Annotated in this window: 24 protein-coding genes and 1 tRNA gene; 12 read left to right on the top strand and 13 right to left on the bottom strand. The window is 48.0% G+C overall.

The window, feature by feature from the left end; all coding sequences use genetic code 11:
- Position 1 precedes the first annotated feature (1 nt).
- The 12 genes from bamB to GM173_RS05215 all read left to right on the top strand — a co-directional run bounded on the left by bamB (position 2) and on the right by GM173_RS05215 (position 12,709).
- Positions 2-1,126 (top strand): outer membrane protein assembly factor BamB, encoded by a 1,125-nt coding sequence (bamB, locus tag GM173_RS05270; RefSeq protein ID WP_203570252.1) that lies wholly within the window; start codon positions 2-4, stop codon positions 1,124-1,126.
- 69 nt (positions 1,127-1,195) lie between these two features.
- Positions 1,196-2,575, top strand: a complete 1,380-nt coding sequence (der, locus tag GM173_RS05265) for a ribosome biogenesis GTPase Der (protein WP_203570251.1) — start codon at positions 1,196-1,198, stop codon at positions 2,573-2,575.
- A gap of 86 nt (positions 2,576-2,661) precedes the next feature.
- Positions 2,662-2,913, top strand: coding sequence for an RNA chaperone Hfq (gene hfq / locus GM173_RS05260; protein WP_203570250.1), 252 nt, complete (start codon positions 2,662-2,664; stop codon positions 2,911-2,913).
- Positions 2,914-2,996: 83 nt separating this feature from the next.
- Positions 2,997-4,103 (top strand): GTPase HflX, encoded by a 1,107-nt coding sequence (gene hflX, locus GM173_RS05255; RefSeq protein ID WP_203570249.1) that lies wholly within the window; start codon positions 2,997-2,999, stop codon positions 4,101-4,103.
- The gene (hflK, locus tag GM173_RS05250; RefSeq protein WP_203570248.1) at positions 4,100-5,293 is read left to right on the top strand and encodes an FtsH protease activity modulator HflK; all 1,194 of its coding nucleotides are present in this window, start codon (positions 4,100-4,102) and stop codon (positions 5,291-5,293) included. Before hflX ends, hflK begins: the two co-directional genes overlap by 4 nt.
- An 11-nt stretch (positions 5,294-5,304) precedes the next feature.
- On the top strand, positions 5,305-6,183 hold the full coding sequence (hflC, locus tag GM173_RS05245; protein ID WP_203570247.1) for a protease modulator HflC: 879 nt from the start codon (positions 5,305-5,307) through the stop codon (positions 6,181-6,183).
- Positions 6,184-6,193: 10 nt separating this feature from the next.
- Positions 6,194-6,376 (top strand): DUF2065 domain-containing protein, encoded by a 183-nt coding sequence (locus tag GM173_RS05240; protein ID WP_203570246.1) that lies wholly within the window; start codon positions 6,194-6,196, stop codon positions 6,374-6,376.
- Positions 6,377-6,451: 75 nt separating this feature from the next.
- A complete protein-coding gene (locus tag GM173_RS05235; protein ID WP_203570245.1) occupies positions 6,452-7,597 on the top strand; it encodes an ATP phosphoribosyltransferase regulatory subunit in 1,146 nt (381 codons plus the stop codon).
- Between the two features lie 215 nt (positions 7,598-7,812).
- A complete protein-coding gene (locus GM173_RS05230; protein ID WP_203570244.1) occupies positions 7,813-9,108 on the top strand; it encodes an adenylosuccinate synthase in 1,296 nt (431 codons plus the stop codon).
- Positions 9,109-9,357: 249 nt separating this feature from the next.
- Positions 9,358-10,926 (top strand): GGDEF domain-containing protein, encoded by a 1,569-nt coding sequence (locus tag GM173_RS05225; RefSeq protein WP_203570243.1) that lies wholly within the window; start codon positions 9,358-9,360, stop codon positions 10,924-10,926.
- A gap of 86 nt (positions 10,927-11,012) precedes the next feature.
- The gene (locus GM173_RS05220; RefSeq protein WP_239078259.1) at positions 11,013-12,470 is read left to right on the top strand and encodes a cobyric acid synthase; all 1,458 of its coding nucleotides are present in this window, start codon (positions 11,013-11,015) and stop codon (positions 12,468-12,470) included.
- Between the two features lie 163 nt (positions 12,471-12,633).
- Positions 12,634-12,709: transfer RNA gene (locus GM173_RS05215), tRNA-Thr, on the top strand.
- Between the two features lie 216 nt (positions 12,710-12,925).
- Here GM173_RS05215 and GM173_RS05210 read toward each other — a convergent pair.
- The 13 genes from GM173_RS05210 to GM173_RS05150 form a co-directional block, all read right to left on the bottom strand.
- Positions 12,926-13,978: a sulfate/molybdate ABC transporter ATP-binding protein gene (locus GM173_RS05210; protein ID WP_203570242.1), complete on the bottom strand. Its 1,053-nt coding sequence runs from the start codon at positions 13,976-13,978 to the stop codon at positions 12,926-12,928.
- Positions 13,979-13,981: 3 nt separating this feature from the next.
- Positions 13,982-14,851 carry a sulfate ABC transporter permease subunit CysW gene (gene cysW, locus GM173_RS05205; protein ID WP_203570241.1) on the bottom strand — a complete coding sequence of 290 codons (870 nt, stop codon included), beginning with the start codon at positions 14,849-14,851 and terminating at the stop codon, positions 13,982-13,984.
- A complete protein-coding gene (gene cysT / locus GM173_RS05200) occupies positions 14,851-15,684 on the bottom strand; it encodes a sulfate ABC transporter permease subunit CysT (RefSeq protein ID WP_203570240.1) in 834 nt (277 codons plus the stop codon). Before cysT ends, cysW begins: the two co-directional genes overlap by 1 nt.
- 121 nt (positions 15,685-15,805) lie before the next feature.
- Positions 15,806-16,810 (bottom strand): sulfate ABC transporter substrate-binding protein, encoded by a 1,005-nt coding sequence (locus GM173_RS05195; RefSeq protein WP_203570239.1) that lies wholly within the window; start codon positions 16,808-16,810, stop codon positions 15,806-15,808.
- 345 nt (positions 16,811-17,155) lie between these two features.
- Positions 17,156-17,749, bottom strand: coding sequence for an RBBP9/YdeN family alpha/beta hydrolase (locus GM173_RS05190; protein ID WP_203570238.1), 594 nt, complete (start codon positions 17,747-17,749; stop codon positions 17,156-17,158).
- 50 nt (positions 17,750-17,799) lie between these two features.
- Positions 17,800-18,612: an EAL domain-containing protein gene (locus tag GM173_RS05185; RefSeq protein WP_203570237.1), complete on the bottom strand. Its 813-nt coding sequence runs from the start codon at positions 18,610-18,612 to the stop codon at positions 17,800-17,802.
- 241 nt (positions 18,613-18,853) lie between these two features.
- Positions 18,854-19,864, bottom strand: a complete 1,011-nt coding sequence (locus GM173_RS05180; protein ID WP_203570387.1) for a sulfate ABC transporter substrate-binding protein — start codon at positions 19,862-19,864, stop codon at positions 18,854-18,856.
- A gap of 468 nt (positions 19,865-20,332) precedes the next feature.
- On the bottom strand, positions 20,333-20,914 hold the full coding sequence (locus tag GM173_RS05175) for a HupE/UreJ family protein (RefSeq protein WP_203570236.1): 582 nt from the start codon (positions 20,912-20,914) through the stop codon (positions 20,333-20,335).
- A 71-nt stretch (positions 20,915-20,985) separates the two neighbouring features.
- Entirely contained in the window at positions 20,986-21,405 is a 420-nt protein-coding gene (locus tag GM173_RS05170; protein WP_203570235.1) for a response regulator transcription factor, read from the bottom strand.
- 13 nt (positions 21,406-21,418) lie between these two features.
- Positions 21,419-21,946, bottom strand: a complete 528-nt coding sequence (locus tag GM173_RS05165; RefSeq protein WP_203570234.1) for an NADH-quinone oxidoreductase subunit B family protein — start codon at positions 21,944-21,946, stop codon at positions 21,419-21,421.
- Between the two features lie 3 nt (positions 21,947-21,949).
- Positions 21,950-22,492, bottom strand: a complete 543-nt coding sequence (locus tag GM173_RS05160) for a 4Fe-4S binding protein (RefSeq protein ID WP_203570233.1) — start codon at positions 22,490-22,492, stop codon at positions 21,950-21,952.
- Between the two features lie 19 nt (positions 22,493-22,511).
- A complete protein-coding gene (locus tag GM173_RS05155; RefSeq protein WP_203570232.1) occupies positions 22,512-23,435 on the bottom strand; it encodes a respiratory chain complex I subunit 1 family protein in 924 nt (307 codons plus the stop codon).
- Positions 23,432-25,117 (bottom strand): NADH-quinone oxidoreductase subunit D-related protein, encoded by a 1,686-nt coding sequence (locus GM173_RS05150; RefSeq protein WP_239078258.1) that lies wholly within the window; start codon positions 25,115-25,117, stop codon positions 23,432-23,434. Before GM173_RS05150 ends, GM173_RS05155 begins: the two co-directional genes overlap by 4 nt.
- Between the last annotated feature and the right edge of the window lie 5 nt (positions 25,118-25,122).

Below are 25,122 nucleotides of genomic sequence, written 5' to 3'. Positions count from 1 at the left end.
AATGAACGGCTTGCAACCACTTCTACTTTTAAGTGTGCTGGGTTTGAGTGCGTGCGGTACAACTAGTAATGCGCCAGAGCCATCGCCTCTGCCGGTTGTTGTGTCTAAAGTTAAACCAACAATACAGTGGAGAAACTCTGTTGGTGGTGCTACCGATTATCGATTCCAGCCTGCAGCTAGTGGTGATTTGATTGCCGCAGTGGGTGGTAGTAATGAACTGAGTTTGATTGAGCGAGCCAGTGGTTCAAAGCGCTGGCAAATCAAATTAGATAAAGAAGTCGCTGGTGGTGTTGGCATTTCTGGTGGTGTTATTGCGGTCGGAACAATTAGCGGCGAAGTGATTGTTTTTGATTTAGCGGGTAAAAAAACATGGTCGGCACAAGTTACTAGTGAAATCATTTCGGCACCCGTGGTCAGTGACGATTTTGTTGTGGTTCGGTCGGGCGATGGGAAAATATCGACTTTTTCAGCTGCGACTGGCGAATTGAAGTGGATTTATCAGCGACCACAACCAGCCTTGTTATTACGAAATTACGCGCCTCCAGTTGTTGCTGATGGCGTGGTTTATTTGGGGCAAGCAGCCGGACGTTTAACTGCCATTTCAATTGCCGATGGTCGTGTGTTATGGGAAGCTCCCGTTTCGCTACCGCGCGGAGCGAGTGAGTTGGAGCGTGTTACGGACATCGTTTCTCCACCAGTCGTACGTGGTGATGTGGTATGTGCTGTCGCATTTCAAGGGCGGGTGGCTTGTCTAGGTGCAAAGCAAGGGAACTTGCTGTGGACACGTGAAATTTCAAGTTGGTCTGGCTTAGCGATTGATGAGCAACAAGTTTACATCACGGATAGCAAAGGTCAGGTCAATGCTTTTGAAAAGTCGACAGGTCGTAGCTTATGGCGGCAAGAGGCATTGGCGCATCGCTCTGTCAGTGCTCCTGCAATTTTAGGTGGTAATGTTGTGGTGGGCGATTATGCTGGTTATTTGCATGTGCTTGCTGCGGACGATGGTCGTTTGTTAGGTCTGCTTGCAACTGACGGTGGCCGTATTTATGTGGCTCCGCAATCGGATGGTACGCAAGCGATTGTGCAGACTGCAAAAGGTAGCATTTTGCTATTAAGTGCACAGTAATACCCATTTGGTTTGAGCTCATACACTGCACGGTGTGGTGTAGGGCTACCAGTGGAATAAGGAATTGAAGTGAAACCAACTATTGCCCTCGTAGGGCGCCCCAATGTGGGCAAATCGACATTGTTTAATCGTTTAACGAAAACGCGTGATGCATTGGTCGCCGATCAGCCTGGTCTTACACGTGATCGCCATTATGGTCATGGTAAAGTCGGTGAAAAGCCATATCTAGTTATCGATACAGGTGGTTTCGAGCCCGTTATTGATGAAGGCATTATGTTTGAAATGGCCAAACAAACGCTGCAAGCGATTGACGAAGCCGATGCGATTATTTTTATTGTTGATGGTCGTAATGGTTTAACACCTCAAGATAAAATGATTGCCAACCGCTTGCGTCAGGGAGATCGTCCTGTTTGGGTTGCGGTTAATAAAATTGAAGGCATGAATAGTGCCATCATGACTGCTGAATTTCATGAGTTTGGTCTAGGTGATCCAGTTGCAATCTCTGCATCACATGGGGAAGGTGTACGTCATTTAATTAATGAAATCCTTGATGGTTTTCCTGATCAAGAGCCAGAAGAAGAGCCAACTCATCCTAAATTTGCTATCGTGGGACGCCCGAATGTAGGTAAGTCAACGTTGGTGAATGCGATCTTGGGTGAAGAGCGCGTTATTGCGTTTGATCAACCTGGCACTACTCGTGATTCTGTTGCTATTGATTTTGAGCGCAATGGCTCCAACTACACAGTAATAGATACTGCAGGTGTGCGTCGTCGCGGTAAAGTTACCGATATGATTGAGAAGTTCTCGGTCATTAAGACGATGCAAGCGATTGAAGATTGTAACGTTGTGATTTTGGTGTTGGATGCGACGCAAGATGTGTCGGATCAAGATGGTAAGATTGCGGGTTTTGTGCTTGAGTCTGGCCGTGCTTTGGTTGTTGCGATTAATAAGTGGGAAGCTGCGGATTTAGAGCAAAGAGAAACCATTAAGCGTGACATTGCACGTAAGTTGGCTTTCCTTGATTTTGCTAAATTTCATAATATTTCTGCTTTACAAGGTAGTGGCGTTGCAGATTTGTTTGGCTCGATTAATCAAGCGTACGATGCGGCGATGATTAAGATTCCAACGCCAAAACTGACTCGAGCGCTGCAGTTGGCGATGGAGCGCCAGCAGCCTCCGTTAGCAGGTAAGATTCGTCCTAAAATGCGTTATGCGCACCAAGGGGGGACTAATCCGCCTGTCGTAATTATTCACGGCAATGCTTTAGAGGCAGTCCATGCCTCATATTGGCGCTACCTAGAACATTTCTTTATCAAAACATTTAAATTGCAGGGCACACCACTGCGAGTGCAATTTAAAAAACATGAGAATCCGTTCGAGGGTAAAGAAGCACCGCAGCGTGGCCGCCGTGGTCCACAATCTGCTAAAAATGCATTGCGGAAACGCTAGACTGGCAGGTTTCGTATCGTTTGTGTAAGATGTTTTAAGCCCATACCCGTAAAGACGGAAAACTAATAACAAGTCGGAGAATAATAATGAGTGCTAAGGGGCAAATGCTGCAAGATCCATTTTTGAACATCTTGCGAAAAGAACATGTACCCGTTTCGATTTACCTTGTAAACGGTATTAAATTGCAAGGGCAAATTGAATCGTTCGATCAGTACGTTGTTTTGTTACGCAATACTGTGACTCAGATGGTCTATAAACATGCAATTTCAACGGTGGTTCCTTCGCGCGCAGTGAATGTACCGCACGAAAATCCTGCCGCAGCCAGTACAGAAGGTTAATTGTTTGAGTTTTAATCAACCCCGAAGGCTTGTACTTTCGGGGTTTTCTCTTGCATGAAAGTTATTGGAAGTAAGAGGTTTGCATGTTTGAACGCCATCAGGGCGGTGATGACGCGATCTTGGTCTGTCTCGATTTTGGTGAGATCGATTTTGAAGATGCGCGTGAAGAATTTGTTGAATTAGTAAAATCAGCGGGTTTAAATCCACTGCAGGTTATTGAAGGTAAACGCCAACGTCCAGATCCTGCCTATTTTTCGGGTAGTGGTAAAGCGGATGAAATTGCTGAGGCCGTCGTAGCACATCAAGCGACGATCGTGATTTTTAATCATCAACTATCGCCAAGCCAAGAGCGGAATATTGAGAAAAAAGTGCAGTGTCGCGTGATTGATCGCACGACGCTGATTTTGGATATTTTTGCGCAGCGTGCAAGAACCTCGGAAGGCAAGTTGCAGGTTGAGTTGGCGCAGTTGGCGCATTTACAAACCCGCCTGATTCGCGGATGGACTCACTTGGAGCGACAGAAAGGCGGGGTGGGGCTGCGAGGACCCGGGGAAACCCAGCTGGAAACCGATCGACAATTGATCGGTATTCGGGTGAAACGCTTGAAAGAGCAGCTGGCTATTGTTCAAAAGCAGCGAGCTACGCAAAGAAAGCAGCGTGGACGAACTGGGCAGTTTACTGTTTCAATTGTTGGGTACACTAATGCAGGAAAGTCGACCTTATTTAATGCATTAACCAAAGCAAAGATATATGTTGCTGACCAGTTGTTTGCCACACTGGATACCACCAGTAGGAAGTTATATATCGATGCCGATCATTCGGTGGTGATTTCCGATACAGTCGGATTTATTCGTGATTTACCACATTCTTTGGTGGCCGCATTTCGGGCGACATTAGAGGAAACTATCGAAGCGGATGTGCTGTTGCATGTGGTTGATATTAATCATCCGATGCGTGATTCACAGATTATTGAAGTGAATAAAGTGCTGGCTGAGATTGGTGCGGAACATATTCCACAACTGATGGTCTTTAATAAGATTGATCAGCGTGAGCTAGCTGCTGAAATAGAACGTGATGAGCTAGATCGAATCTACAGCATAAAATTAAGCGCCTTGCGTGGCGAGGGTTTGAATTTACTACGTGAAGCCCTGATTGAAGCAATGAATCAAACCGTTAAGGAAGATAAATGAGTCAAAATGATCCGCAATGGGGTGGTGGTCGGAACAAAAATAGCGGTCCACCAAATTTGGATGAGATTTTTCGCAATGTCATCAAGAAAATCAATAGCTTGTTAGGAAATAAAATCCCTCAGGGCAATCCATCGAGTGCAGACTCTTCTGGTGGCGCGACCGGTTTAGTGATTGTTTTAACTACGTTAGCGGTATTGTGGCTCGCGTCAGGTTTTTACATTGTTGATGAGCGTGAAGACGCAGTGATTACGCGTTTTGGTCGTTATATGCAAACGGTTGAAGACTCTGGTCTGCATTGGCATTTGCCGTATCCGATTGAGTCACGCGAAATTGTCAATATGACGGAGATTCGCAGTCTCGACGTAGGTGTCCGCGCCGAAGCAGGTTCTACCAACGCTGAGTCTTTGATGTTGACTGGTGATCAAAATATCATCCAAGTTCAGCTTGAAATTCAATACACATTAAATTCAGCAAAGGATTTTTTGTTTAATAATCGTTTTGCTGATGCAGATGCAAAAGATATGGTGCAACAAGCCGCAGAAACAGCGATCCGTGAAGTAGTAGGCAAGAATAATGTTGACTATGTGTTGAATGAAGGTCGTGGAGTTATTTCTGAAGATAGTCGCGAGATTATGCAGAATTTGCTCAACCGTTATGGCTTAGGGATTGTGATCTCTCGGGTAAATATCTCGGATATGCAGCCGCCAGAACAAGTTCAGGCCGCTTTTTCTGACGCAGTCAAAGCGCGACAAGATAAAGCACGTTTGATTAACGAAGGCCGAGCCTACGCCAACGACATTATTCCTCGCACCACGGGTATGGCTGCTCGACTCAATGAAGAAGCAGAGGGTTATCGCCAGCAAGTAGTTGCAACAGCTGAAGGTGATGCATCGCGCTTTAAGCAAATTGCGGTTGAATATGCAAAAGCACCGCAAGTAACTCGTGACCGGATGTATTTGGATGCGATGCAAACCGTATTTCAAAACACCACTAAAGTGCTAGTTGATCAAAAAGCTGGTGGCAGTTTACTTTACCTTCCATTGGATAAATTAATGCAAATGAATGGTGTTGCGCCTGCCCAGGGTGCTGATTCAACGCAAAAACCAGCTGTGGCGGTGGCCTCTCCAGTTGCCGCAATCAATGATAATCCTGTGAATCGCGCTTTGCGCGGTGAACGTGACGGTCGATAAGGGAGAATATAATGAATCGAATTCTTCCTGTACTTTCAGTGTTATTGGTGATTTTGTTTGTATTGTCGATGTCGATGTTTACTGTCGATCAGCGTCAGTATGCTGTTGTGTTCCAATTTTCAGAAGCTAAACGAGTGATCAAAGATCCGGGGTTGTACTTCAAAATTCCAATGCTGCAAGATGTACGCTTTTTTGATAAGCGCATTTTAACGATTGATGAGGATTCTCCTGCTCGAATCCAAACCATTGAGAAAATGAATGTTAAAGCCAATAGCTTCATCAAGTATCAGATTGTTGATGTTGAGCGCTTTTATAAAGCCGTTGGTGTTGATCAAGGTAAGGCAGTCGTGCGTTTGCGTAATACAGTGAATAATATGCTGCGTGACGAGTTCGGTAAGCGTACTGTGCAAGACATCATTTACGGAAAACGAAATGAAGTGATGGAGCATGTTCGTAAGGTGGCGGATGAAGATGCGGCACGGATTGGTATTCGCGTTATTGACGTTCGCATCAAGCGCGTGGAGTTAGAGGATAGTACTTTGGTGTCTGTGTATGAGCGGATGCAATCAGAACGTAAAGCAGTTGCCAATCAATTGCGCGCTGAAGGTAGTGCTGAAGGTGAAAAAATCAAGGCGGATGCTGACAGACAACGTGTCGTAATGATGGCAGACGCGTATAATAAAGCGCAACAGCTCAAAGGTGAGGGCGATGCCAAAGCGGCCGCGATTTACTCGGAAGCTTTTGGTAAAAATCCAGAGTTCTACTCTTTCTATAAGAGTTTAGATGCTTACAAACAAAGTTTCGCCAAGAAGAGCGATCTGATGGTGGTTGATCCGAGCGCTGATTTTTTCAAATATATGAAGAACCCACGCGCTGGCGCAGCAAAGTAAGGCCTGATTAGTGACTGATGTTGTTTTGTTGGGCATCGGACTGATGCTGATTTTGGAAGGTATTATGCCCTTTGCCTTACCTGCTGTTTGGCGTGCAACCTTGTTGAAAATTGCCAGTATGACGGATCGTCAAATTCGGATTTTCGGATTTTGTTCGCTAATGGCTGGATTGTTTATTTCGTTGGTGGTGTAGGTATTGCCATCAATCTATTGTTTTACGCCCGCACCGTGGGTATACCCATGGGCGGGCATTTGATTTGTCTGGACTATGCGCAACTGGATCCTACCTGAATATATTTCTGATGTACTCCCGCTGGAGTCGCGTCAACTTGAAACTATGCGTCGTGCGATGCTTGATTTGTATGAGCGTTATGGCTACGAGCAAGTTGAGCCCCCACTGGTTGAGTATGTTGAATCGCTACTCACCCAAGATGACAGTGCTTTGGACTTAAAAACCTTTAAATTGGTTGATGAGTTAACTGGCCGACAAATGGGTTTGCGTGCTGACATTACGCCGCAAGTGGCTCGTATTGATGCACATATTTTAAATCGCCAAGGCGTGACTCGCTTGAGTTATGCCGGTTCGGTAGTGACAACGCGCCCTGATGGTTTATTGGCAAATCGGCAACCTCGCCAAATCGGTGCAGAAATTTATGGCTGCGCGGATATTGGTGCTGATGTTGAAGCGATTGAGTTGATGTTGGCAAGCTTGGAGCTAGCTGGCGTAAAAGATGTACGTTTGGAAATTGGTCACATTGGTTTGTTCAATGCCATGGCTGATGCGGCGCAATGGCAAAGTGAAATTCGCCAGCTTGCGTTTAATGCGCTACAGCAAAAAGATTTGGCCGTACTTCAGCAATTGACGCAAAGCCTGCCTGATTCATTGCGCGATGGCTTTTTAGCTTTGCCGCTCTGCTATGGCGGCGCAGAAGTGCTTGATCGCGCCCGTACTAAATTGCCTGCCTTGCCTGCTGTTTCTGAAGCGCTTGATGTGTTGAATAAATTGTCTGCAGCTTTAATTACGCGCGGTATTCAAATGCGCTTTGATTTGGCTGAATTGCCTGGTAGTTATTATCACACAGGCTTGGTGTTTAATGCGTATGCCACGGGTTTTGTCAGTGCTGTTGCGCGTGGTGGTCGTTATGATCGCGTCGGCGAAAAATTCGGCCGTTCACGCCCAGCAACTGGCTTTAGTTTGGATTTACGCTCTCTGACAGCAATTCCGTTCCCTGCGCATCGTGCGGCTATTTTGGCTCCGCAAGGCGACGATGCTGCGCTACTTAGCGCGATTAGTGCTTTGCGCGCCTCAGGTCAGACTGTGATTGTGGATCTCGGTGTAGACGTTACCGAGGTGCATATCAATCGCTCATTGCAGTTGATCAGTGGGCAATGGCAAGTTGTGCCATTGCAATAGCTTGGCAGATCTTGTCTGATACGTAGTTTCAATCGGGCATTGTGCTTGATGGAGAACTACTTTTCAGCTACTGCATAATTAGGTTACACCGATATTTATTTTCAGTTAGCCGCTTAAAGGGCTGGCTGAATTTGTATTTTGAAGTTAAAGTTCGGGCGCATTTCGTTGCGGTAGCGACGATGGCCATTGTTTTGAATCGCATTGAGGTTTTAGAAATGAGCAAAAATGTCGTCGTAATCGGCACACAATGGGGTGACGAGGGTAAAGGTAAGATTGTTGACTGGCTAACGGATCACGCCCAAGGCGTCGTTCGCTTCCAAGGCGGTCACAATGCCGGTCACACCTTGTGGGTTGGCGGTAAAAAAACCGTATTACGTCTGATTCCGTCGGGTATTTTGCACGCGGGCAAGGCCTGCTTTATCGGCAACGGCGTGGTCATTTCTCCTGCTGCTCTGTTGCAAGAAATTGATGAGTTGACCGCTGCTGGAGTGAATGTGGCGAGCCGCTTGACGATTTCTGAAGCTTGCCCATTGATCTTGCCGTATCACATTGCGATTGACCAAGCGCGCGAAGCCGCCAAAGGCGAGAAAAAAATCGGTACCACTGGTCGCGGTATTGGCCCAGCTTATGAAGACAAAGTGGCGCGCCGCTCGATCCGTATTCAAGACTTGTATCATCCAGAGCGTTTTGCCGCTAAATTGCTGGAAAACCTCGATTGGTACAACTTTGCATTGAAGAACTACTTCAATGCACAAACACTCGATTTCCAGACCGTGTACGACGAAACCATGGCTTACGCTGAGCGTATTCGCCCAATGGTTGGTGATGTGTCGCGCACTTTGTACGACATGAATAAAGCGGGTGAGCCTTTATTGTTTGAAGGTGCGCAAGGCACTCTGCTCGACGTTGATCACGGTACTTACCCGTTTGTTACTTCAAGTAACTGCGTAGCGGGTGCCGCAGCACCAGGCGCAGGCGTTGCACCGCAAATGTTGCAATACGTACTCGGTATCGTGAAAGCCTACACCACGCGCGTTGGTTCTGGCCCATTCCCAACTGAATTGTTCTGTGATGTGGGTGCTGGTTTGGCAAAACGCGGTCATGAGTTTGGTTCGGTAACAGGTCGTGCGCGGCGTTGCGGTTGGTTTGATGCGGCAGCACTTAAACGCTCAATTCAAATCAACGGCGTTTCTGGTCTGTGCGTTACCAAATTGGATGTGATGGACAGCATCGAAACGATCAAATTGTGCACTGGCTATATGCTGGATGGCAAAGCGATTGATATTCTGCCAATCGGCGCAGAAAATATCGCTAACTGCGAACCAATTTACGAAGAAATGCCAGGTTGGTCTGAATCGACTTACGGCGTGAAAAACTTCGACGATTTGCCTGTTAATGCACAAAATTATTTGAAACGCATTGCTGAGATTTGCGAGGCACCGATTGCGATTGTGTCGACCGGTCCAGATCGTGACGAAACCATCGTGCTGCAACATCCATACGCAAACTAATTGTTGGTTTGTAATAAAAAACCGCTGCGCTGCAGCGGTTTTTTTACGCCCAAATCTGCGCGCGGTGAAATGAACTATATTCGAATTTGTCGAAGATGTCCCCAAATTGGCGTTAAATAATTCGGTCTCAGTTTGGTCGCTTTAGACCCTGTAGTTAATTTTGTGACCTTATGGCAATTGGATTGCCGCAGAGGAGCGCAGAAATGGCGTAGAATGTCGCCTTTCTTTGGGTCTCTTGACAGTAAATCAATGGCTGCTTTGACTATTCGTACGAAATTAATGGCTTTGCTCGCGGCATGGGATGCTTATCGCCAGGTTCCTAATGAAGAGCATTTCGTCGAATTTGCCTTGGGGGTCAATACTTTAGCAGAGCTGTTGCGCTCTGGTGTGAGCTTGGGTTTGGCACGGATGAGTTACGATTTAGAGCAAGATGCCTTGGCTCTATTTAATACACCAGATTGCCATCCTCTCTCAGCCGAAGTTCAGGCACGCTTGGCCGCGCAGATTGATAACTTGTCACAATTGCTGCAAGTTGATGTGCAACCAATTCAGCCAGAACGTCGCCAGCACGCCGATGCCAGTAGTTATGAAGCGAAAAGACCATCGATTATTTTGCTGTCTGATCAGCCAGAGCAATGGCAGAATCTGATTGCGCAGCTCGGTTATTTTGGTTTATCGATCGCAGTTCTTGCTTGGGATGCTGCGTTGCAGCAGTCTCAGTCCTTATTGTTACTGGACTTAAAGTTTAGCCACGATTGGCCTGCGCGGGTGAAAGCATTGCGCGCAGCGAATCCAGCCAGCCAAATGATTGCCTTAGGATTGAGTTCCGAATTTACTTTGTTGCACCAAGCATTGCAATTAGGCTGTGATCATTGTTTTGTACAAGATATGAGCTTGCCCGCGATGGTGGCGCATATTCTGGAGTTGCAAAGTAGTCAAAACGAAGAGCCGTATCGGGTGTTGATTGTCGATGATTCGCTGACTGCACATGCGATGATTCGCCGCGCTTTGGTCGAGCAAGGGATACAGACCCAAGCGATTAGCGATCCCCGATTAGTGATCGAGCGCATGCATGAATTTCAGCCTGATTTACTGCTGCTGGATATGTATATGCCCGATTGTACTGGCGTTGAAGCGGCTCGCATTATTCGCCAGCATCCAGAGTTTTTATCGATTCCGATTGTGTATTTATCCGGTGAAACGGACTTGGGTTTACAGGTGGAGGCCTTGCGTTTAGGTGGCGATCACTTTTTGACTAAGCCATTTAATCCGGTGATTTTAAATGCCATCGTGAATAGCAAAATTGAGCGTTATCGCACCTTGCGGCGTTCGATGTATCACGATAGCTTGACCGGATTGCTCAATCACACAACCAGCAAATCACACTTGGATTTAATGCTGGAGCAATGTCGAACGCAGCAACGTCCGCTCTGCGTCGCGATGCTTGATTTGGATCATTTTAAGCAGGTGAATGATAGTTATGGTCATCCAATTGGCGACCAAATTATTCGCAGCTTGGCTTGGCTGCTTAAGCAGCGTGTGCGGCAGGGCGATATTCTGGGGCGCTACGGTGGTGAAGAATTTATTTTAGCTTTGCCCGGTGCTAGCCTAGCTGCGGGACACGCTATTTTGGAAAAAATTCGCCAAGACTTTGCCGCCATCCGTCATCCGTATGGAAGCGGTCATTTTCAATTATCATTTTCATGCGGAATAGCAGCTTATCCAGCGATTGAGACGAGCGATCAATTGATTGAAGCCGCGGATCAGGCTTTGTATCGTGCGAAGCGAGCTGGTCGCAATCGAATTGAGTGTGCTTAAGGGTATTGTCGTTTAACCAATGTATTTATTGGTTTTTATGAGAATACCCTTTGCTTTGTTATTCTTTTTTTTGTTTAAGACTCCCTATGCCCACCTTAATGATTCAAGGCTGCACGTCAGATGCGGGTAAATCGACGTTGACGGCCGCTTTGTGTCGCTTGCTCTATCGACGTGGCATTTCGGTTGCGCCATTTAAACCGCAAAACATGGCACTCAATTCGGCGGTGACGGCGGACGGTGGCGAAATCGGTCGCGCGCAAGCGGTCCAAGCCTTTGCATGTGGGCTTGCACCGCACACGGATATGAATCCAGTCTTGCTCAAACCATCGAGTGATTGCCGCGCACAGGTGATTATTCAAGGTAAATCGATCGGTAATCTCGATGCGGTTGATTATCACGCATATAAAAAAACCGCCCGAGCTGCGGTGTTTGAGTCATGGCAGCGCTTAGCAAGCCAGTACGAATGGGTATTGGTAGAAGGGGCGGGCAGTCCCGCTGAAGTCAATCTACGCGCTGGCGATATCGCCAATATGGGTTTTGCTGAAGAGGCCGATTGCCCAGTGTGGTTGGTCGCCGATATTGATCGTGGCGGCGTGTTTGCGCATTTCGTTGGCACACTGGCTTGTTTGAGCGAGTCAGAGCAGGCGCGAATTAAGGGCTTCATTATTAATCGCTTTCGCGGCGATATTGCATTGTTGCAGCCGGGCTGCGATTGGCTAGAGGCGAAAACCGGCAAACCCGTACTGGCCGTTGTGCCATATTTGCATGGCTTGGATATTGCCGCCGAGGATGCGGTGCCGCGCAATGCCAGTGGTAAGGAAGGCGACTTTACCATTGTGATTGCCACGCTACCGCATATTTCGAATCACACTGATTTTGACCCGCTGCGCCGGATTGCGGGTGTGAATTGCCAGTTTGCTAATCCGCATCAGCCATTGCCCAAATGTGATTTATTAATTCTGCCCGGTACTAAAAACACCCAAGGCGATTTGGCGTGGTTACGTCAGCAGGGATGGGATGTGCAGATTGCGCAGCATTTGCGCTACGGTGGTAAGTTACTCGGCGTTTGTGGTGGTTATCAAATGCTGGGCGAAGAAATTATAGATAATCAGGGTATTGAGTCGCAGCAATTATCGAGCAAAGGTTTGGCATATATACCTATGGTGACGAATTTGGAGCCAGAAAAACAGTTGCGTAATGTAGTCGGGCATTTTGTTAGTGGTGGTGCGCCAGTGGCAGGGTATGAAATTCATTTGGGGCAAAGCGAAATTCATAGCGCCGAATTTGCGCCCTTACTGCAATTGGATGATGGCCGTTGCGACGGGGTAGTGTCGCCTGATGGGCAAATTATCGGTACCTATCTGCACGGCTTGTTTGATCAGCCCGAAGCTTTGGCGCATTTTATGCAATGGGCGGGTTGGCAAGGGGCTAGTGCAAGCTTGCCAGATGCAGATGTAATACTGAATCGCGAAATAGATCGTCTAAGCGATGCGCTGGATGCCGCAATCGATTGGCAAAAAACTGCCACAGCAGGTCTGATTTAAAGTTCTGTATGTGCGGTTTACGCAAGACTGCTCAGTTGAGTCGAAGCTAGAAAATAAATTTCTTTGTAATCAATGCTCAACTTAGTTCTTCAATAAAAATGATAAGATTTTTACAAAAAACGCTTGCAAGCCGCAGAAACGCTAGGTATTATGCACGCCTGTTGCCGATGTAGCTCAGTTGGTAGAGCACCTGACTTGTAATCAGGGGGTCGCGAGTTCGATTCCTGCCGTCGGCACCACTTATTATGCAAAAAGCCCTGATTATTCAGGGCTTTTTGCTATTCAGATTTTATTTTTCAACTGAGCTGTAGTTGTAAATTACTGTCAAACTGATCGGTTGTTTGATGCGCTTTCGCTTGGCCTCTGTGGATGTCAGTCAAACTCGTTTATTGAAAATCAGCGTGCAGTAAAAATGCCGAGCACTACATCGCAGTGAACGGCATTTGTTGGATAACTTAGGCTGCGAGGCGGGTCGTTGTTTCGCGAGGAACCAGATATACCGTTTCAGCAACTTGCCAGCCGCCTTCAAGTTGGCGTTCGCGCGTTAGCTCAACTTCAACCACATCATGCGCTGTTGCACCTGTTTCAACTTCGACTTCCAAGCGCACCGTAGCGCCCAACAGTCGAATGTGGGTGATCGTGCCGCTCACTGCCCCAGCGACCGCAATACGACTGAGGTCGATTTCATGGGGGCGCACATAAACGACAGCCGCTTCGTCTTGTGGACTCGCAAATTTCCCGCTGCCGATTTTGGCCCAGCTATCGTGAACCCGTGAATGGAATAAATTCACATCGCCCAAGAATTGATACACAAAGGGCGTTGCAGGGGTGTCGTAGACTTCGGTCGGTGTACCGATTTGCTCGATTTGACCGGAATTCATCACCACCACACGATCAGCGACTTCGAGTGCTTCTTCTTGATCATGGGTTACAAAAACGGAGGTCACATGAATTTCATCATGCAAGCGGCGCAACCAGCGGCGCAGCTCTTTGCGCACCTTGGTGTCGAGCGCACCAAATGGCTCATCCAGCAGTAAGACTTTAGGTTCAACCGCGAGCGCACGGGCCAGTGCAATCCGCTGGCGTTGGCCACCAGAGAGTTGCGCTGGATAGCGATCAGCCAACCAATCCAGTTGTACCAGTTGCAATAAATCATGCACTTTGCGTTTGATTTCAGCATCACTTGGCCGTGTTGATTTCGGGCGTACGCGCAAACCAAAGGCGACGTTCTCAAACACCGTCATGTGGCGGAATAGGGCATAGTGCTGAAACACAAAGCCCACTTGGCGTTCACGCACATGCGTATCGGTAGTATCTTCACCGTGAAATAAAATTTGCCCTGAATCAGGTGTTTCCAAGCCGGCAATGACGCGTAGCAAAGACGTTTTTCCGCAACCCGATGGGCCAAGCAATGCAATTAATTCACCCGACTCCACATTCAAGCTTAAATCATTCAGTGCTTTAAACTCGCCAAATGTTTTGACGATATTGCGAATTTCGATACTCATGCTTTATTCCTCATTAGCCTGTTTTTTGTCTGCAATAGCTTGCTGTTCAGTACGCCATTCGATGTAGCTTTTGAGCGCTAAGGTCAGTAGCGCCAGCAAGGCCAGAATCGAGGCGACGGCAAAAGCGCCGACAAAGTTGTATTCGTTGTACAAAATTTCTACATGCAGCGGGATCGTATTGGTCATGCCGCGGATGTGGCCGGAAACGACGGAGACCGCACCAAATTCACCCATCGCCCGCGCATTGGACAAAATCACGCCATAGAGCAAACCCCACTTAATATTGGGCAAAGTCACATGCCAAAAGGTTTGCCAGCCGCTGGCACCCAGCACGAGTGCGGCTTGTTCTTCATCGGTGCCTTGCGCTTCCATTAAGGGAATGAGTTCACGCGCCACAAAAGGGAAGGTGACAAACACCGTCGCCAACACAATGCCAGGTACCGCAAAAATGATTTTGATATCGTGCTCTGCCAACCAGCTACCCCACCAACCGTGCGCGCCGAAGAGCAGTACAAAGACCAGACCCGCGACTACCGGTGAAACGGCAAAGGGCAAATCAATCAGCGTGATTAAAATGCTTTTTCCTCGGAAATTAAACTTGGCAATCGCCCAAGCGGCGGCGACACCAAACACGAGATTGAGCGGCAAAGAAATCGCGGCGACCAATAAAGTGAGTTTGATCGCAGATAGCGCATCGCTTTCAGTGAGCGAGGCTTGATATAGCCCCCAGCCTTGGCGCAGTGCTTCATAAAACACCGATAGCAACGGAATAATCAGTAATACGCCAATCAGTAGCAATGCCAGCGAAATGAGGCTGTAGCGTATCCATGGCGCTTCTGTCGTCACGATGCGTTGTTGTGCGGTAGTGGCCATTATTTTGTTCTCCCTAGGCGTTTCGCCATCCACCATTGCAGACCATTAATCAATAGCAACAAGCCAAATGACACGACCAACATCACGACGGCAATCGCTGTGGCGCCCATGTAATCGTATTGCTCGAGCTTAGAAATAATCATCAGCGGAGTGATTTCAGATTTGAATGGCATATTGCCAGCTATAAAAATCACCGAGCCAAATTCGCCAATCGCGCGGGCAAACGCCAAGGTAAAGCCGGTTAGTAATGCCGGAAAAATCGTAGGGAAGATGACTTTAGTAAACACTTGCCAACGCGTTGCCCCTAAACTCGATGCAGCTTCTTCGAGTTCTTTTTCTAAGTCTTCGAGTACCGGCTGCACGGTACGGACAACAAACGGCAGCGTAATAAAGGTCAGCGCCAACACAATCCCCAGCGGGGTAAAGGCCGCCTTGATACCGATTCTCTCTAATGGTTCACCCAGCACCCCATTCGGTGCATATAAGGTGGCGAGTGCAATACCCGCCACCGCAGTGGGTAGAGCAAAAGGAAGATCTACCAAGGCATCAATAAAGCGTTTGCCAGCAAAGTGGTAGCGCACCAACACCCATGCAATCAGCAAGCCAACAAATAGGTTGACGATGGCTGCGATGAGCGACGCGCCAAACGTAACCCGGTAGGAGGCCATCACGCGGGGCTCAGTCACAATCGACCAAAAAGTAGCCCAATCCAGCCCCATGGTTTTGGTAAACAGCGCTGCTAAAGGTAGCAATACAATCAGTGATAAGTACAGTACGCTATACCCGAGCGATAAATTAAAGCCGGGTAGCACACTGCTTTGTTTCAATTTCATACAGATTCCTTTTTGCGACTCAATCTAGTCGGTGCAGTTTGGTGTATGTTGCTGTAGATAATGAAAATGAATAGCTGCAGCAATATACCTATTTTTTGTATTGCACTTAAACGACTACGAGTTATTTTTTCTTCGCAATTTCAGCGGCGATTTGATCGTAAATCGCACCATCATCGAAGAATTTTTTCTGTGCAGCGGGCAAGCCGCCGAATAGGTCGACGCCGAATAATTTCACGGCAGGGAATTGTTTGGCATATTTTGCTGCCACTGTGGCATTACGTGGGCGTAGATAGTTTTGCGCTGCAATTTCTTGACCTTCTGGGCTCCACAAGTAGCGCAAATATTCGGTCGCTGGCGCACGAGTACCACGTTTATCAACGACTTTATCCACGACTGCGACGGGTAAATCAGCATCGATTGAAATCGATGGATAGACCACTTCAAAATTGCCACGGCCAAACTCGCGCGCAATCATTTCGGCTTCATTCTCGAACGTCACCAGCACATCACCGATTTGGCGCTGCATAAATGTAGTGGTTGCTGCACGGCCACCCGCGTCCAGTACCGGTACATTGGCAAAAATAGCACTAGTGAATTCACGCGCTTTGGCTTCGTTGCCGCCATTTTGTTTCAAGGCTGCGCCCCAAGCGGCAAGGAAGGTATAGCGGCCATTGCCACTGGTTTTTGGATTGGGTACCACAACAGCCACGCCTGGCTTGGTCAAATCATTCCAATCTTTGATGCCTTTTGGATTGCCTTTACGCACAATCAATACTTGCAAACTAGAAAAAGGCGCGGCTTCATTTGGGAACTTCTTTTCCCAGCCAGGGCTGATTTGCTTGCCTTTTTCGACAATCGCATCGATGTCGGTCGACATATTCATCGTCACCACATCCGCTTCAAGTCCATCAATCACCGAACGTGCTTGTTTGCTGGAGCCGCCGTGCGATTGCTGAATCGTTAGGTTGTCTTTACTGGCGTAATATTTTTTGAACGCAGGGTTATAGTCTTTATAAAAATCACGCATCACGTCATACGACACGTTCAGAATGGTCGTATCGGCAACAGCCAAAGTGGCGAAGCTGCTGAGCGTTAGGGCGAGTGTCAACTGGCGAATGGAGAACATCGGGCTATTTCCAATTTATTGAGATGAGGTTGACTTTAACAATTTAGGTATAGATCTACAAAGAATATAAAATTATTTTTATATAATTAAATGTTTTTTTGCTGAGTCTAGGGTGACTGCTGTGTTGTTGAGTAGGGATCAGAAAAAAACAGCCCTTTATTGAGTGAAGGACTGTTGTCTGTCTGGGTTTAAATCACAAGCAATTTCCCAAAGTGAGAGGCCTGCGGGGATCCATGCCTGATCTGCTAGATAAACAAGACGTCCATCCTATCCTGGAGCATAAGTTGAATCTCCAGTAGGAAATGAGAGTAAATGCGGAGAGTGTTCATCAAAGCAAAACGTCATTTAATCAATGCTCTCATTGATATTCAGCGTGAGAGCAATCAGTCGCCTTAAAAATTGCAAGCCCTCAGGCCAATCTCCGTGCCCTGATTCCACATTAATATGCCTGGCATCAGGCAAAATAGTTAGCTTGCTTTGCCAGGTGCTGGCTAGTTGGCTGGCACGTTCTTCGGTGCAGCTGTGATCGTTATTGCTTCCCACGACCCAGCTCAAGAAACGCAAAGGAATATAGGGGAGCGGGGCAAAGCCGCGAAAATTGTCGGGTGCTTCAGGCCGCATCACATCGGCCGGAGCGACCAGTAGTGCGCCTTGCACGCAGCGATCTTGGCCGTATAAAGCGCTCCAGTGAGCGAGCGTCGCGCACGCCAAGCTATGCGCCACAATCACAGTGGGGACATCGCGCTCGGCAATTTTTTGTTCAAATTGGCGTACCCAGGCACTGGCTTGCGGATGTTGCCAGTCTATTTGGTTGATTCGCTCAAATTGTGGGTAGCGTGCTTGCCAGCGTGATTGCCAGTGAGCCTCGCCCGAGTTATTCCAACCGGGGGCAATCAGCACGCGATTGCCAGCCTCTAACCATTGATCTATAGGATCCATTTTTTATGTTCTTTTGCTGAGGTTGTTGATGCAAAAATCAATTGCAGCATTTAAATCGGCCTAAATTTTGGATGCGCGAGTAAGAAACCTTGCAATCCGTCGACGCCACTGTCCAAAGCAATTGCTTTTTGCTCCAGCGTTTCTACGCCTTCGGCAATGACGGTGCTGCCTGCATCGTGTAATAAAGACACTAATTTGGCATAGCCGTTTCTGGCTTTATCTTGCTGGCTGGCCACCATCAGAATATGGCGATCGAGCTTGACGAAATCAGGCTCGAGTAGCCATAAACGGTCTAAATTAGCTAGGCCATGACCAAAGTCATCTAATGCAATTCGATAGCCCTTGGCTCGATAGTTCTTCACCGCACGACCAATCGCACTAGCGTCAATTGCCGCGGCATCATTTTCTAATAGTTCGAGCACCACCTGATTTGGGCTAAAACCCAAACTATTTAGAATGCGTTCAAAGTAAGCACCGTGGTCATTGATTTGCACTAAAAGCTCAGGGTGCACATTCAGAAAGAGCAATCGATCTTGCGGTGCATAGCTGGCAAAATTCATCACATGCAGTGTTCGGCATAAGCGATCAAAGGCAATTAATTTGTCGCCTTGTCGTGCCGCATCGAAAGCTTGTTGTGGCGAGATGGCCTTGTGTCTGACAGTGGCGCGTAATAAGGCTTCGTCACCAAACCGTACACCTTGTCGATCAAAAATGGGTTGAAAGGCAGATGACAGCGTTGAGCCCAGCGCTTTGACCATGACGCCATGAAAAGAATCAATATGAAATAAACTATCTGGCCATTCTTTGGCAATTTCAGGCGGTACTGGAATTCGTATATCTGGATGGGTAAAAGGCCAATTCATGGCATATTCCTTCAAAAGCACATGAACGTCATCGCAGCAATAGAGCGGTAACGACGATGGCGAACGGCGATCTTTGAGTGCTAAGCTAATAATGGAGTGCTGATAAAAGTGAATGTATTGCTCTCTAGGTATTGAATTTCAATAAGTAGAGAGCAATACATAATGCTTTAGGCATGCAGCACAGCTCGTTCTTTACTGCGCAGCGGTGTTTGTTGTATGCGCGTGCCTTAAGTTGAACGAATTATTTTTTAGTATTGGCATTGATAATTTGGTCGAAAATGCCGCCATCACTAAAGTGAATTTTTTGTGCGCTAGTCCATCCACCAAAGACATCATCAATATCGAACAGTTGCACTTTAGGGAATTGCTTGGCGTATTTGGCGGCAATGTCTTTATCAACAGGGCGATAGTAGTTTTGGGCGATGATTTCTTGGCCTTCTTTCGAATACAAATAGCTTAAGTATTCGGCAGCTACTTTACGCGTACCTTTTTTGTCGACGTTTTTATCAACGACAGCCACTGGCGGCTCAGCTTTAATTGAGTAAGCGGGGGCAACGACTTCGAATTTATCGCGACCCACTTCACGGAAAACCAGCTCTGCTTCGTTTTCCCAAGTGACCAAGACATCACCAATGCCACGTTGGGTGAAGGTTACGGTCGAACCACGCGCGCCGGTGTCTAAGACTGGGACGTTTTTAAATAGCTTTTGGACAAACTCACGGGCTTTTTCATCGGAGCCGTAGGTTTTTTTCGCCCAACCCCAAGCCGCCAAGTAATTCCAGCGCGCGCCACCGGAGGTTTTTGGATTCGGTGTGATTACCTGCACATCGGGGCGAATCAAATCATTCCAGTCTTTAATCCCTTTTGGATTGCCTTTTTTCACCAAGAACAAAATCGTCGAGGTGTACGGTGAAGAATTGTCAGGAAATTGTTTTTGCCAATTCGGTTTGAGTAACTTGGCTTGTTCTGTAGCGAGTACATCAATGTCATAAGCTAGCGCTAAAGTCACTACATCAGCTTCAAGGCCATCGAGAACTGAGCGCGCTTGCTTGCCCGAGCCGCCGTGCGATTGTTTAATCGTTACGTCATCGCCCGTTTTCTTTTTGTAATAGGCGCTAAACGCTTTGTTATAGTCCTGATACAGCTCGCGGGTTGGATCGTACGAAACATTGAGTAATTCAATATTGGCAGCAAAAGCGCTAGCACTAAAAATGGACAAAGAGAGTATGAGAGAGAAGGGCTTGAGTAACATATCATCGTTTCCTGTGAGTGAGTAGGATGATGATTGCATGCTTTGTTTATTCTTTTAAATACTTATAAATTAAAACTATATTCTTAAATGGTATATTAAGTGGCTGTATACCCCAGAGTTTTTGTCAGTAGTGAATGCGAGATTGTTCATCTCTGGCAAAGCCAGTCAAAAGAATGTAGAAGCTAAGTCCGTACTTTTTGCGTTGAAACAGCAGAAAATGCTAGATGTTTTCAAATGCGGTTTGAATCACGATAACACTGCGGCTTGTTGATGAGTTGCAGGCGATTGACTTTGCTGTTCTGCTTGTTATTGTCGAGCTAGTTTGATCGCTCACGATCAGTTAGCTAGCTGCATTGGCACAGACCATGATGGGAAAGTGCAAAGGCACTCGCCCACAATCGCTCGCATATGAGTTTTACCGCCAATACCAGGGGCGCTCAGAACGGCGTTGTGGGCGATTGATTTGACTTATAAACCGAGTATCAGCAAGACGCTGCTGGCTGCAAGACCCAAGCCCGTGCTGGTTTGGAAATAGGACCACGCACGATTTCGACCCCAATTGAGCCAGATTAATCCACTCAGATGCAGCACAATTGAGGCGACGAGCATGCCGATGATAAAGCTGCTCGATTGCGTGTTGTGAGGGATTTCAATCCCGTGCACGATGCCGTGGAGTAAGCCGCTAGCGATGATGATGCAGCTTATCGCTCGGTGCGATAATTTTTTGGCGAGCCATAATGAGATACCCAGCAAACCAACAGATAAAGATACTAGGTATTCTGCGGTTGGTATTAATTGATCTGGTATTGAGATATATACCCCCATTGCAAGACTGATTAAAAATGCCATCATCCAGAATAGTTGCTGCCGCAATTGGATCTGAGTGGCGGCTAGCATGCCGACCGCTAACATGGCCAGCAGGTGGTCCAGGCCAAGCCATGGATGGGCAAAGCCGCTGAGCATACTATCGGCGTGTCCTTGGGGGTGAGCCATGGCAAGCATGGGTAGCAGCAGTAAAATGCTAGGTAATACAACACGGTGAAGTTTCATCTCGATTCCTTGATTCCCAAAATGGCTGACTTGAATATGCATACGCGAATTAGGTATGCGATCGCTTTTTGTTAGGCACTGGCTGAGCTTGTCAACAGCATTTGCTGGAGTTTTTCTACTAAATTATCGATTTGTACCGGCTTACTGAGCATGCCACTGATTGGGGGGAGGTAAGTCTGCTTTTCGTTTAAGGAAAAGCGGAAATGAGTGACTTGTTCTATGCCGGTCAAAAGTAAAATTGGCGTACTGCGGATGGCTGCGTAGCGAGACTCGGCACGTTCATCGCGGATTTGGTAGATCAGCTCAAAGCCTGCAGTATCTGTTTCAAGCATCGCTTCAGTGATGATTGCATCAGGCTGTTGCGTCATTGCGAGTTTGCGGCCTTCGACGGACGAGTGGGCGCATTGGACTTCAAAACCATGCGCTGTCAATTGCGCAGCGAGGTTTTCACATGCTGCGGTATCTTTGTCGATAACTAGGATTTTTTTCATGGTCGATTTCGTCCTACTTTAGTAGCTCGTAAATGACATTACGTTTTTCCCATGCTTCATTGCGTTCATACATATCAATTGGGAATTCCATTTGCTTGAGCTCGACCGGAGCAGCTTGCTGGTCGACCATCCCGAGTGCGAGGGCAACGCCATACAGGATGGCTTCGGGGCGCGGAGGGCAGCCAGGGATGTAGTAATTCACGCCGAGCACTTTATCGACGCCGCCAGTGACGTTGTAGCTATCAAACCAAGCGCCACCACCTGTTGCACACGAGCCAATTGCGAAAACCAGTTTCGGATTGGGGATCGCTTCATAGGCGCGCTTGACGAGCGGTAGTGTCGGGCGAGTGACTGCGCCGGAAATCAGCATCGCATCGGCGTGACGTGGTGAGGCAACCAGCTTAATGCCGAAACGCTCCACGTCGTAAAACGGGGTCAGGATATTCAGAATCTCGATATCGCAACCGTTACAGGCACCGGTGTTGCAGTGATAAACCCAAATTGATTTCCCAAACATTTTCTTGCAGAGATTTTTCAGCATGGTTTATTCCTTGTTGCTTGGGCGTTGGTATTGGCTGGATGATTTCAGTAATGCAGGATCAAAGGTTTCGCTTGTCTTGCGGATGAGTGCGCGTTGTTCAAGGTTGTCGTAACGGAATCCCTTGAGGTTGATGCGGTCGATGGCGTTGGTTTTTTCCATTTCGTAACAGCGCCCACAGCGCTGGCAGGTCATCATAAATAGTTCCATCCGCGTGGTGATGTCGTCCTTGTCATCACACGCAATCTCAAAACTATTGCTCATCGTGATGGCTTTTTCGGGGCAAATGTCGGCACAGCGACCGCAGTAGGTGCAGCGTGAGCCTTCATACAACATGACGCGCAATTCTTGGCAGACATCTCGCACCAAAATACAGCGCGCAGGGCAGTGATCGGAGCAACCGCCGCAGCCGATGCATTTTTGATGGTCAAAAATAGGTTGTCCACGTAGATTGGCTGGGACGGGCGGGCGCTCATTGGGATAATCCAGCGTCACCACGCCGGGTTTCATCACCATTAGGAGTTGCTTGATTTTGCTAGTGAGCCACATGGCTTTCTCCTTAATCGGGTCAGAAAATCACAGCCGCACTGATGGCGGCCAGCGCGATGACAAACAGCACGCCGAAGTAACGAATCGCTTGGTCAATCCGATAGCGCGGGTGGGTTGCCGACAAAAGACCAATCAGCAGGAATACTAAGGCTGTTAGCACCAGCTGCAGTGCCAGATCGACTAAATAAAACCCTGAGCCCAGTAGTGGCACAAACATCGCAATGGGCAGATAGGCATAAAACATTTGCTTGAGCATCATGTAGTACTTGAACAGCGCATAATTTGGGCCGCTGTACTCGATGAAAGGGCCACCGAGTAGTTCTTGTTCGGCTTCAGCAATATCAAAGGGCTGTCGAGCGACAAAAGCTTGTAGGGCAAACAAGCTGACTGCGATCATGACTAGACCGGGCAAACCAAAAGCGGCCATTGGTGTGCCGTAGATGACGGCGGTTAAATCAAGGCTGCCTGTTTTCAATACGCCAAGTAGCAACACCATGAAAAGAATCGGTTCGACCATGATCATCGTGGTCATTTCGCGACTGGCACCAATCAGCGCGTAAATGTTCTTGCTAGCAAAAGCACCGAGCAGGACCGCCACTCCGCCCAGTGTTAGCAAATAGACTAGCGAGATTGCATCGGCATATGGGGTCAAGGCTGTCGCGCGGCCAGCGATAGGTAGGATCGCGATCACACACAAAATCGACGCAAACGCGATCAATGGTGCTAATCGAAATGGCAAAATACCCGCCGAATCAATATTCTCCTTGCCCAGCAACTTGAACATATCGTAATACGACTGTGCCAGCGGCGGTCCTTGGCGACTTTGTACGCGCGCCATCACGCGGCGTACCACGCCATCGAAAAAGGGAGCAACGGCAAGAAAGAGCACCAGATTGCCGATGACCTGTAGGATGCCGATGAGGATTTCGGTAAATGGGCTCATTTTTTCATGCTCTCCAGATGTTTTCTCGACATGGCATCGAGCTCGGTCTTGCTGATCGAGCTGGATTTACCGGTTTGTAAATCCACAACTGCAACGCGATCGGTACAAGAGAAGCAAGGGTCGATACTGCCCATAATGATGGGGAAGTCTGCAAACTGCTCATCCAATAGCATCAGTGGTACGGCTTGCAAATTGGTGAAGGTTGGGGCACGTACGCGCCAGCGCTCGGGGCGATTGTTTTCACCGGTAATGACGTAATGCACCGATTCACCGCGAGGTGCTTCAACTACGGTGATGGCATGGCGTTGGGCAGGGATGTGGTCTTTGATTTCAACAAAAGTCTCACCGCCCGGCATTTTATCGAGACATTGACGGATAATTTTGATTGCTTCAAAGGTTTCCACCACTCGCACCACTAAGGTCGACCACACATCGCAGCCATCGAGTACCGGTACTTCGAATTTCATTTCATCATAAGCGGCATACGGGTGATCACGGCGAGCATCAATATCAACGCCACGCGCGCGGGCGACCGGGCCGATCAAATTCCAATCAATCGCTTGTTGCTTGGTAATCGTGCCGACGCCCTTGGTACGTTTATGAATTGAGCTATCATTTTCGATGGCACGATAGATGACTAGTAGTTCTTCTTCGATTTTTTTGACGACATTCAGAATATCTTCGGCGATATCTGGCGTGATGTCGCGCCGTACGCCACCCACTAAAATCATGCCGTAGGTTTTGCGATTACCAGTCAGCCGCTCGCACAGCCACATGATTTGTTCACGCACGCGCCACGCTTGCATAAAGACGGTGTCAAACCCGATCAAGTGACCGGCAACGCCAAGCCACAGCAAATTGGAATGGATGCGCTCGATTTCGAGCATCAAGGTGCGGATAAATTCGGCGCGGCGTGGGATGACAATCCCAGCTGCCGACTCGACGGCCTGCGAAAATGCGGTGGCATGCACCGAGCCGCAGATACCGCAAATGCGCTCAGCGATGTATGGCACTTCGTTGTAGCTGACTTGCGTTTGGCAGAGTTTTTCAATGCCGCGATGGGTCATAAAGCCACGGTAATCGCAGCCTTTGATCGTTTCGCCATCGACATAAACTGCAAAATGTTCGGGCTCATGCAAGCTGGGGTGGAAGGGGCCGACCGGAACAATCGTGGTTCCTGGCGGCGCTTCGTCCAGTTGATAGGCAACGTCTTCTGCGCCCTGTGGGACGAAATCATGCGGCACGTCTTTGCGTAGCGGATAGATGCCTTCCGGCCAGTCATCGGCTAAAACTAATTTTTTGGGTTTAGGGTGACCCGCAAAGCGTAACCCCAACAGGTCGGTGACTTCGCGTTCAGACCAGCCTGCAGAGGGCAAATCAGGTGTAACCGATTCCAATACAGGATCATCAGCGGGGGCAGCAGCGCGGCAGCAAATAAAGCGGTTACTATCATCAAGTGCAAAGGTATGTACCATAACCAGAGTATTATCAAGGCTTATATTGTCATACCCAACACTGCATAGGTAGCGAGCCCCAGCATTACTAATGATCTGACAGGCTTCGCGAAATACCGAGCGTTTCACATCAATGTAAATGGTGCGCTCATCGGTTTTTTCGACGCAGACCACCTCATCGCGCAGACGGGCGAGGAGTTTGGCTTCCAGTTCTTTTCTTATCGACATGGTAT

The sequence above is a fragment of the Deefgea chitinilytica genome, assembly GCF_016881405.1.
GTDB classification, from domain to species: Bacteria; Pseudomonadota; Gammaproteobacteria; order Burkholderiales; family Chitinibacteraceae; genus Deefgea; species Deefgea chitinilytica.
The sequence above is the reverse complement of the archived record's forward strand: the minus strand, read 5'-3'. Positions and strand labels throughout refer to the sequence as shown.